Annotated in this window: 9 protein-coding genes; 6 read left to right on the forward strand and 3 right to left on the reverse strand. The window is 59.9% G+C overall.

The features are described from left to right. The first annotated feature begins 13 nt into the window (after positions 1–13). From B8V81_RS17075 to B8V81_RS24950, 6 genes are all read left to right on the forward strand, one after another. Positions 14–1531 carry a vWA domain-containing protein gene (locus B8V81_RS17075; protein ID WP_164820182.1) on the forward strand — a complete coding sequence of 506 codons (1518 nt, stop codon included), beginning with the start codon at positions 14–16 and terminating at the stop codon, positions 1529–1531. 182 nt (positions 1532–1713) lie between these two features. After that, on the forward strand, positions 1714–4767 hold the full coding sequence (locus tag B8V81_RS17080) for a hybrid sensor histidine kinase/response regulator (RefSeq protein WP_101808819.1): 3054 nt from the start codon (positions 1714–1716) through the stop codon (positions 4765–4767). Next, a complete protein-coding gene (locus B8V81_RS17085; protein ID WP_028599911.1) occupies positions 4764–5873 on the forward strand; it encodes a response regulator in 1110 nt (369 codons plus the stop codon). The genes B8V81_RS17080 and B8V81_RS17085 overlap by 4 nt, the downstream gene beginning before the upstream one ends. Positions 5874–6047: 174 nt before the next feature. Continuing rightward, positions 6048–9287, forward strand: coding sequence for an S-layer homology domain-containing protein (locus B8V81_RS17090; RefSeq protein WP_028599910.1), 3240 nt, complete (start codon positions 6048–6050; stop codon positions 9285–9287). Positions 9288–9653: 366 nt separating this feature from the next. Next, a complete protein-coding gene (locus B8V81_RS24945; protein ID WP_127464569.1) occupies positions 9654–10694 on the forward strand; it encodes a hypothetical protein in 1041 nt (346 codons plus the stop codon). Between the two features lie 598 nt (positions 10695–11292). Beyond that, complete coding sequence (locus B8V81_RS24950) at positions 11293–11793, forward strand: hypothetical protein (RefSeq protein WP_127464568.1); 501 nt, start codon at positions 11293–11295, stop codon at positions 11791–11793. 137 nt (positions 11794–11930) lie between these two features. Here B8V81_RS24950 and B8V81_RS17095 read toward each other — a convergent pair whose 3' ends face one another. Genes B8V81_RS17095 through B8V81_RS17105 form a run of 3 tightly spaced genes read right to left on the reverse strand, consistent with a single transcriptional unit; the run spans position 11931 to position 14275 of the window. Next, entirely contained in the window at positions 11931–12839 is a 909-nt protein-coding gene (locus B8V81_RS17095) for an ATP-binding cassette domain-containing protein (protein WP_052333455.1), read from the reverse strand. A gap of 13 nt (positions 12840–12852) precedes the next feature. After that, a complete protein-coding gene (locus B8V81_RS17100; RefSeq protein WP_101808820.1) occupies positions 12853–13698 on the reverse strand; it encodes a hypothetical protein in 846 nt (281 codons plus the stop codon). Next, complete coding sequence (locus B8V81_RS17105) at positions 13679–14275, reverse strand: RNA polymerase sigma factor (protein ID WP_228551354.1); 597 nt, start codon at positions 14273–14275, stop codon at positions 13679–13681. Before B8V81_RS17105 ends, B8V81_RS17100 begins: the two co-directional genes overlap by 20 nt. Between the last annotated feature and the right edge of the window lies 1 nt (position 14276).

The following is a 14276-nucleotide window of genomic DNA, read 5'->3' on the forward strand; positions in this document are numbered from 1 at the left end:
GGGGGCGATGAGCATGAAAAAGAGAAACGACGAGCCGTCGGGCACGGAAACGAACCGGCAGCCTGCGCCAGAGAGCGGCCGAGGACTCCGATGGACCAAGATCGGTCCGCGGCTGAAGCTGGCCACGGCCAGCCTGCTGATCGCGGCGCTGCTGACCGGCTGCGGCGCGGCGGATGAAGGGGCGGTCCCGGGGAGCGGGGAAGCTTCTGCAGGCGGAGCCGCCGCCGTAGACGCGGCCAGCCGGGAGTCCGTCGCCGGCGCGCCGCAGAAGAGCGCGGCGGAAGAGGCTTCGTCCGGCGCTGCCGCGGCGCAAGGGAGCGAGGAGCCCTCTGCGGCTGACGCATCCGCCGCAGCATCCGCCGCAGAAAGCGCTGAGCTCCAGCATTCGGACGCCATGCCTCCAAAGGCAGAGCCGCGGCAAATGCCCGAACCGCAAGCCGGCATGCTGACGGCAGGAGAATGGGACGATCTCGGCGCGTGGAGCCGCTGGACGGAGCTGATTCAGGACAGTCCTTATCCGGCTGCCTGGGGCTTCGCCCCCTATCGCCGCCTGACGGTGCAGGCGACGGCCAAAGGCAAGCCGGCACGGGACGTCGAGGTCATCCTGCAATGCGGCGGCAAGCGGGAATGGACGGCTCGCACCGACGGCAAGGGACAGGCGACGCTGTTCGCGGGACTGCTCGAGTCGCGAAGCCGGCAGGACGTGGAGCTGCAAAACGAGCCGGCTGCTTCGAGCGAGCAGCAGGGAGGCTCAAAAGATCAGGCCGCCGCGCCTCAGGACTGCTCGGTCCAAATCGACGGGGGGAACGGACTTCTCGTACGAGAAGCGGAAGCGAAGGATTGGGCGGGGCGGGTCATGAAGCTTGAGACCGACCGGGAAGCGGCGCAGCCGGACGCCGTGCTCGACCTGCTGCTCATGATCGATACGACCGGGTCGATGGCCGACGAGCTGAGCTATCTATCGACCGAGCTGACGAACGTCGTCTCCCGCGTCAAGAAAAACATCGGGCAGAACCTGACCGTCCGGATCAGCCCGAACTTCTACCGCGACCACAACGACGAGTATGTCGTGCGGTCGTTCCCGTTCCTCGAGGACGCCGTCAAGGCGCAGGCGCATATCGCCCGGCAGGAGGCCGACGGCGGACAGGACTACCCGGAGGCGGTCGCCGAGGCGCTGACCGATGCCGTGCTGGAGCATGACTGGAGCCGCAGCGCGAGGGCGAGGCTGATGCTGCTCGTGCTCGACGCTCCGCCCCACCAAGGACTTCGGGAGCGCGAAAGCATCCAGCATGCGGCCGCCGAGGCGGCGAAGCAGGGCATCCGCATCGTGCCGGTCGCCGCGAGCGGCACCGACCTGGAGACGGAGCTGCTTCTGCGCACGCTCGCCGTCTCGACCGGCGGCAGCTACGTGTTCCTGACCGACGACAGCGGCATCGGCAACGGCCATAAGCAGCCGGAGGGCGTCGAGCCGCAGATCATGCCGCTGAACGATCTGCTCGTCGATCTGATCAGCCGGCACGCGGAGGGCTGAGCCCGCCTGCATCCGCCCGATCCTCCCTTCCCGCAACAGCAACAGCAACAGCCCGCTTCCGGCATCCGCCGGAGCCGGGCTGTTCAGCATTTCCATCGATTATTCCGATAATGAACTAGCGGCTATCCTCCTCGTGAGGGAACGATTCACGCCGTCCGATCAGCCATCAGGAAGGAATCGACATGAAGAACCAACTGCTCCTGCTCGTCGGCTTGGTCCTGATTTTCGCGGCCGCCGCTACCATCGTCGTCTACTACTGGCTCCATCCCGTCGAAAACTATCCGCAAGCGCGAGCAGGCGTCCTCGACGCCCGCGATTGGGATTTTACGGAGCAAGGCGTCATCCCGCTGCAGGGAGAATGGGAATTTTATGAAGACAGGCTTCTAACGCCGGCCGATTTCGCTCAGAGCGAAAAGGAGCTGCAAAGCGAACGAAGCCTGCTGAACGTGCCCGGCAACTGGAACTCGGCGGACGGCTTCGGCGCGGGAACGTACCGGCTCCGAATCGAGGTGAGCGAGCCGGGATATTACAGCGTGAGAGCAAAAAAGATCCGCCTGTCCAGCCGCATTTACGCGGCGGGGGACGAGCTTGGAGGCAGCGGAACGCCCGCTGCGGACCCGAGCCGCTTCGTGCCGAGCAATCTGCCCGTCCTGGGGACGGTCAAGGCGGAGAGCCGCACGATCGACATCGTCATCCAGGTGGCCAGCTACCGGTATTTGCCGGGCGGACTCGTGCAGCCGCCGGAGTTCGGGCGGGCGGAGGAGGTGGCGGCCAGGCGAGACGTCTCGCGCATGGGCGACATGATTCTCGTCACGGCCCTGCTCGTCTTCGGCCTTTATTTCGCCGGCATGTTCAGGCAATGGAGGCGCGAGCCTTACCTGCTCTACTTCAGCCTGTTCTGCCTCTCGCTCGGCCTGTTCTTCAGCATCGACAACGAGATCGTGCTCGCGTCGCTGCTTCCGTCGATCTCGTTCCCGGCGCTGCAGAAGCTGCTCTTCATCGTGCCGTCGCTGTCGATCCTGTTCTTCATCCATTACGTCCGGCTGTATTTGGACGACAAGCCCGGCAGGGGGCTCAAGGCGTTCCTGGGAGCGAGCTACGGCTTTCTGGCCGTGCTCATCTTCATTCCCAACGAGGGGCTCGTTCCGCTCCTGTGGCCCGGCATCCTCATGCAGACGCTCTCGTTCGTCTTCATCTTCACGTCGATCTTTCGCAAGCGCCATCTCGGCGCAAGGGTCTATTCCATCCTGCTCGGGACCTTTTTCCTCATCATCAGCTGGGTGTTCGCGCAGACGCGCTATCAGCTGGCGCTGGACAGTCCCTACTACATGGTCGTCACGCTGCTGCTCGTCGTGCTGTCCCAATCGTTCCTGATGTCGGACCGGCTGCGCTCCGCCTTTGTGCAGAGCGAGCGGCTCTCTCGGAGGCTGCTGATCCAGGATCGGCAAAAGGATGAGTTCCTTGCCAAGACGTCGCATGAGCTGAGGACGCCTCTGCACGGCATCGTGAACCTGTCCCAGTCGCTGCTGGACCAGGCCGAGACTCCGCTCCAAGCGGAGCATCGCGACAACATCCTGCTGCTGAATCGGCTCGGGAGGAGGCTCGCCGGCCTGGTGGGCGACATCCTCGATCTGAATCGGATCCGCTACGGGGAGCTGCGGGTGCAGCTGAGGCCGGTCGACATGCGGGTCTCCGCCGAATTCGTCTGGGAGACGCTGGCGATCGCATCGGTCAATCCGGGCATTCGGCTGCGCAACGAGCTGCCGGCGGAGCTGCCTCTCGTCCTGGCGGACGAGAATCGGCTGCGCCAGATTTTGCACAATCTGCTCGAAAACGGGCTGAAATACACGGAGCGCGGCACGGTGTCGCTCTCGGCCGCACGGCAGGGAGACATGCTGGCGGTGACGGTCAGCGACACGGGCCGTGGAATTCCCCCGGAGCTGCGGGAGGAGCTGTTCCAGCCGTTCGTCCATGGCCGCGAATCGGGGGCGGGCTCGCGCGAGGGCATCGGACTGGGGTTGAGCATCGCCCGGCAGCTGGTGGAGCTGCAGGGCGGCGCCATGTCGCTGGAGTCCGAGGTCGGACGAGGATCCAGGTTCACGTTCACGCTGCCGGTGGCCGATGCCGGGGAGCGGCCCGCCGCGGCTGCCGCAGCGCCCTCCTCCGCTATGCGGGCGGAAGGGAGCGAAGCGCGGCACGGCGCTTCGGCGCTGCATCCGATGCGCTTGGGCGAGGGCGGCGGCTCCACAGCAGCCCTGCACATTCTGATCGTCGACGACGAGCCGTCCAATCTGAAAGTGGCGCTGGACGCGGTCGCCTCGCTCGGACATCGCTTCACGGCGGTCAGCAGCGGAGCGGAAGCGCTTGAGGCGCTGCGGCGCCGGCAGCCGGATCTCGTGCTGCTCGACCTGATGATGCCCGGCGTGTCCGGACTGGACGTCTGCCGGGAGATCCGGTCGCTGCACGGGCTGTCCGAGCTTCCTGTGCTCATGCTCACCGCGTCCGGCCAGACCGCAGACATTGTGGCCGCCTTTGCCGCCGGCGCCAACGACATTCTGCACAAGCCGTTCGAGCTGGCGGAGCTGAAGGCCCGCGTCCAGTCGCTGCTGGCGATGAAAAGCTCCTCGGAGCAGGCGGTGCGCCGGGAGATGGACTTCCTGCAGGCCCAGATCACCCCTCATTTCCTGTACAACACGTTGAATGCCCTGATCGGGCTGAGCTACAAGGACGTGGACAAGCTGCGCGAGACGATCGAGCATCTGACGACCTATTTGCGCGCCAAGTTTACGTTTGTCCTGGCCGAAGCGGTCCCGCTGGAGCGGGAGCTGGAGCTGGCGCGGGCTTATCTGGCGATCGAGCAGCTGCGCTTCGGCCCGCGGCTGCAGGTGGAATGCGTCGTCGACGAAGGAGCGCGCGCGCTCCTGCCGCCGCTGACCTTGCAGCCGATCGTGGAGAATGCCGTCCGCCACGGCATCGGGCCCAAGCCCGAGGGCGGCACGGTGACGGTCTCGATCCGCAGCATCCCGGTTGGGGTCGAGATCCGGGTCGAGGATGACGGAGTCGGCATGGACGAGGCGATGCTGGCCAGGCTGGAGGCCGGGCAGGCCGGCGGCATCGGCATCGGCAATGTCAACCGCCGGCTGCAGATGAGGTATGGGCGCAAGCTGGACATCGCCAGCCGCCCGGGGGCGGGGACTCGAATGACGATGATCGTGACGAAGGAGGAGCGCGCATGAGGGCGATTTTGATCGACGATGAAGAAATAGCGCTCGATGTCCTGGAAATCAAGCTGAACGAGGCGGGCGGAGTGGATGTCGTCGGCAAGTTCCAGCGCGTGGCGGACGCGATCTCGCAGTGCGGCGCGCTGCAGCCCGAGCTTCTCTTCCTGGATATCGAGATGCCCGGCATGAACGGGCTTGAAGCCGCCGCGGCGCTGCGCGCCGTCTGCCCGGACGCCGAGGTGATCTATGTGACGGCCTACCACCATTATGCGGTGGATGCGTTCGGCACGGAGGCGATCGGCTATCTGCTCAAGCCCGTCGCCAAAGACAAGCTGCTTCAGGCGCTGTCGCGCTACGAGAGCCTGCGGGACCGGCTGCGCGATCGCAGCGGCGCCGGTCAGGAGCCGAGCGGCGCGACGACAGGGAGGACCGGGACCGGGCAAGCCAGTCCGCTCGACCTCGTCCCGCCGCCGGATTCGCCGACGCTGTCGCTGAAGGTGCTGGGCAGCATGGAGCTGTACGGCGGAGGCGGCCGCCTGCTCACCTGGCGCACCCGCAAGACCAAGGAGCTGTTCGCCTACCTCTGGCATCATCGCGGCCGACCGGTCTACAAATATGCCATCCTGGAGCATCTGTGGCCGGACGATTCCGCGGAGCGGGCGCAGAAGCTGCTGCATACGTCGCTCTATTATTTGCGGAGCCTGCTGAAGGCGGAGGGCTGCGGGGAGATCGTCCATTATGGAGACGAGCGGTATTGGCTGGACGCGGGCGGCATCCGCAGCGATCTGGAGGAGCTGCTGGAGCGGTCGAAGACCGGCTTGGAAGGGGAGGCCGGACAGGACGCGGCGGGGCTCTACCGGGGCGACTACCTGGAGACGGAGCATTACCCGTGGGCGGACGCGTACCGGATCGAGCTGCGCTCCTCGTTCACGGCGGCGCTGAGAGCCGGCCTGGTCCAAGCCGGCTCCGCGCAGCGGCTGGCGCTGCTCGGCAAGCTGATCGAGCTGGAGCCGGAGCATGGCCCGTATTACGACCTGCTGGCCGAGTCGCAGGAGCAGATGGGACATTGGAGCGGCGCGCGCCAGGCGCTGGCGCTCAAGGAACGGATGGGACGGGAGTAAGGCTGGCCGGCCGGGACGAGCAAAGGCCGGCTGCAGCAGGAAACGGCTGTCGAAGCATCATTCGACAGCCGTTTTTGTCGTTTTTTGGCGAGATTGTTGTGAAAGTGTTGAGAATCGCCCTGCTACACTGGACGAGGCGGAACGCAATCACTCAAGGACAAGGTGGGAATACGAATGAAAAAATGGGGATCGCTTCTCCTCGTCATCGCGATGCTCTTCACCGCCGTGCCGACGGCATTCGGTGCCGTCCGCACGGGCTGGGACCTGAAAAGTCCTCGCGGCATCGCGACGGACAGCAGCGGACGCATCTATGTCGCGGATATAGGCAATCATCGAATTCAGGTCTTCAACGAAAACGAGAGCTTGTCGATGACGCTGGGCGAAACGGGGATCAGAGGGGCGGACAACGCCCATCTGGATACGCCGACGACGGTAGCAGTCGATGCTGCGACGGGAGAAATCTATGTAACGGATACTTCCAACAAGCGCATCCAGGTGTACAGCAGCCAAGGAAGCTATCTCCGCAGCCTTGCTCTTCCAGCCAGCGCAGTGTCGGAGTCTGTCGCGCTGGACGGCCTAGGACATGTCTTCGTGACGGACCACAACAACATGATCTACCGCTTTAATACGGACGGAAGCGGCTATAAGCAGCTCTTCGGCTATCCCGATGTAGACTACAGGCCGCTAGGAATCGCGGCGGATTCCAAGGGAACGTTATACATCTCCCAAGTATTGAGAAACACGATAGTGGTATACACATACAATAAAAGTCAGGACAAGTACACGTATCAGAAGACGATCGGTGAGAAGGACAAACCGGGCACGGACAACATGCATTTCAATCAGCCTTGGGGCGCGCATGTCGACCGCGACGATCGCCTTTATATCGCCGACGGCGGCAACAAGCGGGTGCAGGTGTATAACAGCGACGGCAGTTATCACATGACGTTGACAGCCCCGAGTCTGACCTCCCCTTACCATGTGGCGACAGACCGAAACGGCACCATCTATGTCAGCGACAACCATAGGTCGATCCTGATGTTCGACGCGCAGGGGCAGTTCGTGAAGACGCTCGGCCAGAACACCGTTCCGGTATTCGAGGGCAGCCAGACGGCGCTTGCGGTCGCGCAGGACTCTTCGCCGACGGATGTCAGATCCTTGCTGAAGGTCACGGACAGCGACAGCGGGCAGACGCTGAGCTGGACGCTGACGACAGCGCCGACTCATGGAGCCGTCAGCCTCGGCCAAGGCGTCGCTGCCAGCGGAGGCTCCGGGCTGACGCCGGCCGATGCGATCGAATACGAGCCGGCTGCAGGCTATTTCGGCACGGACCCGTTCACGGTCACGGTCAGCGACGGAGCGGGAGGCTCGGCTGCCCGCACGATCAACGTCACGGTGAGCCGGAAGGCGGCCGCGCCGACAGCCGATCCGGCCAGCGGCTCCGTCGTGGCGGACGGCAGCGGCATCGCTCTTTCGACGACGACGCCGGGCGCGTCCATCTACTATACGACCGACGGCACGGAGCCGACGACGGCCAGCGCCGCCGGCACGGCAGTCGCCGTCAGCGGCGCTCCCGGCGAGACCGTGACGGTGAAGGCGTTCGCGGCAGGGCCGAATCTGCTCGACAGCGACGTCGTGACGTTCTCGTATGTCATCGAGACGCCGAAGTCGAGCAATGCCGATCTGCAAAGCCTGTCGCTGTCGGCAGGAGACTTGAGCCCGGCCTTCTCGAGCGGCACGACCCGGTACTCGGCCAGCGTGGCCAGCGAGATCTCCAGCTTGACGGTCACGCCGAGCGTGGCGGATGCGGTGTACGGCACCGTAGCCGTCAGCGTGTATGATGGAACGGGCAAGCTGACGGGCGGACCTCATGCCTTGAGCGGAGGGGGAGCCTCGCCCGCGCTGCCTCTGGCGGCAGGCGACAACGTCATCGAGATCCGGGTGAGCGCGCAGGACGGCAGCATGCTCATCTATACGGTGAGCGTGCAGAGAGCGCAAGCAACGGAAACGCCGCAGCCGGAACAGCCGACGGAGGAGCCGACGCCGACGCCAACGCCGGTGGAATCATCGACTCCGACCCCGACTCCGGTCGAAACGCCGACGCCGACACCGACAGCGACGCCGACACCGACAGCGACGCCGACGGCCTCTCCCGGCCTGAGCATGACGGTGAACGGCCAGCCGAAGGGGCAGCTCGTGCAGGCGGCGACGGAGCAGACGAACGGCCAGACGATTCTCGTCGCGTCCGTCAACCGCGCGCAGCTGCTGGAGCAGCTGGCGGCTGCGGCTGACGGGGCCGTAATGGCGATCCCCGCCGCGAACGAGCCGGTCGACGGCGTATCCGTCCGCCTGACCGGCGATGTCGTCCAGGCGATGGCCGCCCGCAAGGCGCAGCTGCAGGTGCAGGCGCCGAGCGGCACCTACGCGCTGCCGGCGGGACAGATCGACATCGCGAGCCTGGCGGCGCGGCTTGGCGCTGCGGACCGCCTGTCGGAGATCCTGCTGCGGATCGACGTCGTCCAAAGCGATGCGGCGACAGCCGAGCTGGCGCGGCAAGCCGGCCTTCGTCAAGGCTTCCACGTCGCCGCGGCGCCGGTGACGTTCGAGGCGGCGGCTGCCTTTGACGGCAAAAGCGTCGCGATCGACCGCTTCAGCTCTTATGTGAAGCGCGAGCTGCCGCTGCCGCAAGGCGCGGATCCGGCCAAGATCACGACCGCTGTCGTCATCGGCAAGGACGGTACGGTCCGGCATGTGCCGACCTTCATCGAGATGCGGGACGGGGCGCAATACGCGATTGTCAACAGCTTGACGAACAGCGCCTACGCGCTCGTCTACCATCCCGCCGCCTTCGCCGATGTCGCAGGGCATTGGGCGGAGCCGGCCGTGAACGACCTGGCCTCGCGGATGGTCGTCAGCGGCGTTGACGCCGAGCATTACCGTCCGGATGCGGCCGTCACCCGCGCCGAGATCGCCTCGATCCTCGTGCGTGCGCTTGGCCTCGCTCCGAGCTCCGCCGCTTCGCCGTTCGCCGATGTCGACGCAGCGGTCTGGCATGCGGGCTCGATCGCGGCGGCGCAGGCGTACGGCCTCGTCCAGGGCGACGGGCACGGCTCGTTCAACCCGAGCCGCAGCGTGACCCGCGAGGAGGCTCTGACGATGCTGGCCCGAGCGATGGCGATCGCAGGCATGGACGCCAGCGGTGCAGGCGCCGATTCCCTGGCTGCGCACCGGGATGGCGGCCAGGTCAGCCTATGGGCGCAGGATGCGTTCGCGGCCGCTTTGCGCCATGGACTGGTCCAAGGCTCGGGCAAGGGGCTGGAGCCGAAGCGGCCGATCACCCGCGCCGAGACGGCTGCGCTCGTGCAGCGGCTGCTCATCGCCGCCGGCTTGATTGACCAAGCCGGCTCCAAGTAGCAAAAGCAAAAAGGCTGTTCCCCTCGATGCCGGTCATGAAGCCGGATCGTACGGGACAGCCTTTTTTTCGTTTTCCTGAAGTCAACTTTTTAATGTGAAATGGACCTGTCCACATTAAATCGACAGTCACTAAAGGTAACTAAGTCTTTCTAGACTGATGCAAGGCACCTCAAGCCAAGAGCTTTCGAAGAATCAAGCTGCCGATTATGCATATTCCAGTATTCTTTGGTACCAAAGTCTTGTTAATTTATTTTAAGGATATATCAACAGCTATTATTACCTATTATTGGATTGGTTCTTTTGTCCCTGTTTTTTTTGGTTTAAAATGTTAATATTAATAATATCCCAAATAAAAGGAGATATACCATGAAGGTGAAGGGTAAGCTCTTAATAGTAGCTAGTCTAGTTTCTATCACTACAAGTTTTAGTGGTATTAGTAATGCGGCGACAAGCGAAGACATAGTTTCATTAGAACCAAGGGAGCAAGTGAATTCTGTTAATTTATATTCGCAAGAAATACCTGCTAGAAACAAAATGATTAGTGATTTAATGGCAGAGAGAGCGATAGTTTTAGCTGAAGAGAAACCAGGGTTTTTAATGGAATGGAACCGTCTTGGAAATGAGATGCAGAAATTAGGTGTGGAATTCTTAAGCAATCAAGAAGTGAAAATGAAAATTAATAATTTGTCTAATTATGACAGAATAAGTCCGTATGTGGTCATACCATCTCAATCGAATATTGCTTGGACTAGTTATCGCGAAAATTGGGTTAAAGATGGGATAACTTATGAAGTACAGCATCTTACAGCAGAAGCTAACAGTCAAAACTCTAGTCTTAAAGGAGCCAATGGAAAAATAATTCAGTCAGATAATTCCTTTCAAGCTGGAGCGACGAATTTAGCTGCAACAGTAGCTAAAGATGCTGCTAAAACAATTAGTCTACCGATAAATATCGGATTAACCGTTTATGATTATGTGAAAGATTTCGTTACTGATTCTAATTTTTCGAAAACTACAGTTATTGAAAATATTTCGGTAAACTACTCTTATCTTTGGTATGAGAATGTCGATTTTATGTATGTGAAAAAAGTTGGACAATCAGATAACCAGCAAATAATGAGCTTTGTTTCATCTTCAATGGCAGGGACACTATCATGGAATACGCTCTCATTCAATTATAAGAAATCGACCGGTGCTGTGGAAAGTGCTCAAATCGGTATGGGTTCAAGAACATATGATTTAAGGCCTGATAATCATAGAAATGGTTCCGCTGCTATAGCTGCTTATTTAAGCCCTTATGCACCAAAAAATGCTTATTTATTTTCCCTTGAAATGAGAACCATTCAAAATAAGCTAGCCACTACAATTCACGGAACTAATCCAAGTGTCCCAGGTTCGATTACTTAGTTCTTAAAGGTCCTCTAAAGAGAGGGCCTTTTAACGCATTATAAAGACTAATTTTTCGTTGTAGAAAAGTGAAGCTTAAAATCAGTTGTTAATTATGCTACACTTAGAATAAGGAACATTCTCTCAAATCTACTTCCTTTAAGTGGGTTTTTATCTATTGAATTTTTTCTGGAAAAGTTGCGGATAAATTAAATCAGAGTTTCTTCTGCTTTACCGAATAATTAATAAAAAGTTCTTGAGAAGAGAAGTTGACTCTGGCAATGAAATTTTGAAACCTTTATACGAATTTAATAAGACTTGTGAAGCACGACATTGTTTACGACACCATGCTTCATTTATCTCAAAACCGCTTAACAGCATTGGGATTGAACTCTCGGACTCTGTTTAAACGATTAAATTAAAAATTGCATTCGTAAAGGAGTTTTGATACTTGGAATAGTGATAACGTACGTTATCCAATTAATCAAGGCTTTTCTTGTCGAATACCCATTACAATGCTTTCAAGCGAGATCCAATTTTACTATTTATAAAAAGAATATTTTTAAAATTTTATATTATCTCATTTAAACGAAATTTTTTTTAAAAAAGGATGATTAATTTGAAATATAAGAAATCCCTTTTCGTTACCGTTGTAATTGTTCTTTTTTTTGTTTTCTTTAAATTCTCGGAAAATATAGATGTTAAACGAGATGCAATAGTTATGGATTCGGAAAACTCATCTTTTTTTAGTAAAACAAAAATTCACATCAAAGGAGATTTGAAATATTCTCTATTTGGTAAGTCAACATTTAAAGGGAATATTCTTATTGACTCTTATAATGAATCAAAGACTAATCAAACCGAATTAATAATAACTAAAGAAAAAGATGGAGTACGAATGGCTTCATTAATGTATTTAAGTCCAAAAAAACCGTTTAGCATAGTGTCTTCGAATGTCATTTGGTTTGACAAAAAATTTCATAAAATAAATGTTTGGATTAATGATGAGGATGAGAGTAGCAATTATTTTGTTGTTACGGGATCAAGTGAGGAGGAAGCATTAAGTATTCAAAACGAGCTAAGAACTAGATTTGGAGAAAAATTATTTATGCCGAAATAGTTCTTTGAAAATTCGAAACGAATATTTTAAGTCGAACAATCGCAATTTAATACTTCGTAAGTAGCATAAAGGGATGCTCTTAGTGAATATTTAACATAATTCACCAAGAGCAGCCCTTTTTCTACCATTAACTGATCTTACATGTCGTTATGATCGTTCTGTAGAGTTGTGTTGATGCGGGTCTGCTCCTCTCGAAGCCGCGCCCGCGAGCGCAGGAAGTACGCGTCCTCGAGCGTCGGCTCCTGGACGGCGAACTCCGGCCCGGGACAGTCCGCTGCGAGCAGGCGCACGCTCCAGAGGTCCAGCTCTGGCCGAACCTGCAGCAGGTCGCCAGGCGGCAGCTCGCGGTAGCGCTCCGGCGAGACCGATCCTCCCCAGACCGAGCCGGGCAGGGCGGACGTCCACTCCTGCGGCGTGCCGTGGAACTGCGGCTTGCCGTCCGCCAGCCACAGGATGCGGGACGCCCAGGCTTCCCACTCGTTGAGCTCATGCGTGGAGACGACGACGGCGCGGCCGCGGGCGTACGAGGCGAGAAAGCGGATCAGCCGCAGCCGCTCGACCGAGTCGAGCGCGTTGAGCGGCTCGTCCAGGAACAGGTAGTCCGGCGAGCCGATGACGGACTGCGCGAGCGCGATCCGCTGGCGGATGCCCTGCGGCAGCGTCTTGATCGCGCGCCGCCGGTAAGGCTCCAGCTGGAACAGCCCGATGACCCGGTCGGTCTCCGCGCGGCCGGCCTCGCCTTTGAGCTCGGACAGATAGCGCAGCAGCCGCTCCATCCGCATGTCCTCGTACAGCTCCAGCCCGGTCGGCACATAGCCGATCGACGAGCGGATCGCCGCCAGATCGCGGTCGCCGCTCATGAGGCCGTAGCGGATGCCGCCCTGGTCGGGAAACTCGGCGGTCGCCAGCAGCTGCAGCAAGGAGGACTTGCCGGAGCCGTTGGCGCCGGCCATGACGGTGATGCCTTCGCGCAGCAGCAGCCGGGGGACGTCCAGCGTGAATACGCCGGCCCGGCGCTCCCAGCGCACGCCGCTCAGCTCGATCATCGGCGGGCCTCCTTTAGACGACCCGCTTGATGACGAGGCTGCGGCGGTACGCCATCGAGATCATGAGCGCGCCGGCTCCAAGGCAGAGCCAGTAGATGGCGGTGCGGATCGTTTCCGGCGCGGAGCTGCCGCTTTCGGGCATGCGCAGCACGTATTCCATGACGTTCCACGCCATCCAGAACAGCGAGCCGATTACGAACGAGCTCTTGACCCCGGCCCGCAGCATGACGTAGGCGGCGCCGCCGGCGATGAGCAGGATGAGCGACATCCACTGAAGGATAAACGGCAGCACCGGGAACTGCTCCATGCGCGTCGCCAGATAGAGCGAGGCCGCCACGCCGAACAGCACGTTCAGGCCGCCGACGATCATGACGCGGGCCATCAGCAGCAGCGCGGGCGGATACGGCGTGATGCTCTCGATCGTGCGCATCTCGCGGTTCCAGCTGCGGAAGCTGTACAGCAGGCCGGAGAGGAACATCATCGGCAGGAACAACGACAGCTTGGCGCCCACCTCGCTCAGCATCGACGAGCCTTCTTCGCCGGAGCCGTACGGCAGGATGTACATCAGCATGAGGAATACCCCGAGGCTGGCGAGCCAGTACGCCCGCGAATACGCGCCGAGCTGCGTGCGCAGCAGCTTGAGCAGCGTCGGCCGGCGGGCGTCCGGCACGCTGCCGCCCATCCAGTCCGGCACGCCTCGGCCGGAGAGCTCCGGACGCAGCCCGTCGAAGGCGGGCTGCAGCGACGCCAGCAGGCGCGCCGTATCCGAGGCCGTCACCGGCCGCGCGTGCAGCGAGGACAGGGGACCGCGAAGCTCCTCTTCCAGCTGCTTCAGTTCCTTATCGTTCGGCAATTCCATCCGGTTCCCCTCCTTCCGCCCGCATCGGGGCTTTCTGCTCCTTGCCGAGCTTCGTCTTGAGCCGGCGCAGAGCCTTGTACAGATGCGTCTTCACCGAGCCCAGCGGGAGCTGGAGCGCGTCGGCGATGTCCTGCAGCTTGAGATCCTGATAAAAGCGGAGCAGCACGACCTCGCGCTGCACCTGCGGCAGCTCCTCGAGCGTCTGCCGGATCTCGCGGCGCGTCTCCGAGCGCTCGGCCATCTCCACGACGGAGGGCCGCTCGTCCTTGCGCTCCGGCGGCTCGCCGAAGCGGTTGCGGTCGGTCTGGTAGCCGGAGCTTTTCCAATAGTCGCGGCACTGGTTCATCGCCACCCGGTACAGCCACGCCTGCACGTTGTCGGGGCTGCGCCGGTCCTTGAGCTGGCGGATCAGCTTGAGGAACGTCTCCTGCACGATATCCTCCGCCCGCCCCGGATCCTTCAGCTGGCGCTGCAGGAAGCCCGAGAGCGGAGCATGGTAGCGGTGGACCAGCGCCTCGAAGCTCGCCTGGTCTCCGTCCATCATTCCTTGGACCAATTCTTCATCCGTCACCGTCACG

The sequence above is a fragment of the Paenibacillus pasadenensis genome, from assembly GCF_002864175.1.
Lineage (GTDB): Bacteria > Bacillota > Bacilli > Paenibacillales > Paenibacillaceae > Paenibacillus_O > Paenibacillus_O pasadenensis.

Bases quoted from the DNA above. Each gene is read 5' to 3' on its own strand.
- B8V81_RS17080 (WP_101808819.1), top strand. From the start codon at position 1,714: ATGAAGAACCAACTGCTCCTGCTCGTCGGCTTGGTCCTGATTTTCGCG.
- B8V81_RS17075 (WP_164820182.1), top strand. From the start codon at position 14: ATGAAAAAGAGAAACGACGAGCCGTCGGGCACGGAAACGAACCGGCAG.
- B8V81_RS17100 (WP_101808820.1), bottom strand. From the start codon at position 13,698: ATGGAATTGCCGAACGATAAGGAACTGAAGCAGCTGGAAGAGGAGCTT.
- B8V81_RS24945 (WP_127464569.1), top strand. From the start codon at position 9,654: ATGAAGGTGAAGGGTAAGCTCTTAATAGTAGCTAGTCTAGTTTCTATC.
- B8V81_RS17085 (WP_028599911.1), top strand. From the start codon at position 4,764: ATGAGGGCGATTTTGATCGACGATGAAGAAATAGCGCTCGATGTCCTG.
- B8V81_RS17095 (WP_052333455.1), bottom strand. From the start codon at position 12,839: ATGATCGAGCTGAGCGGCGTGCGCTGGGAGCGCCGGGCCGGCGTATTC.
- B8V81_RS17090 (WP_028599910.1), top strand. From the start codon at position 6,048: ATGAAAAAATGGGGATCGCTTCTCCTCGTCATCGCGATGCTCTTCACC.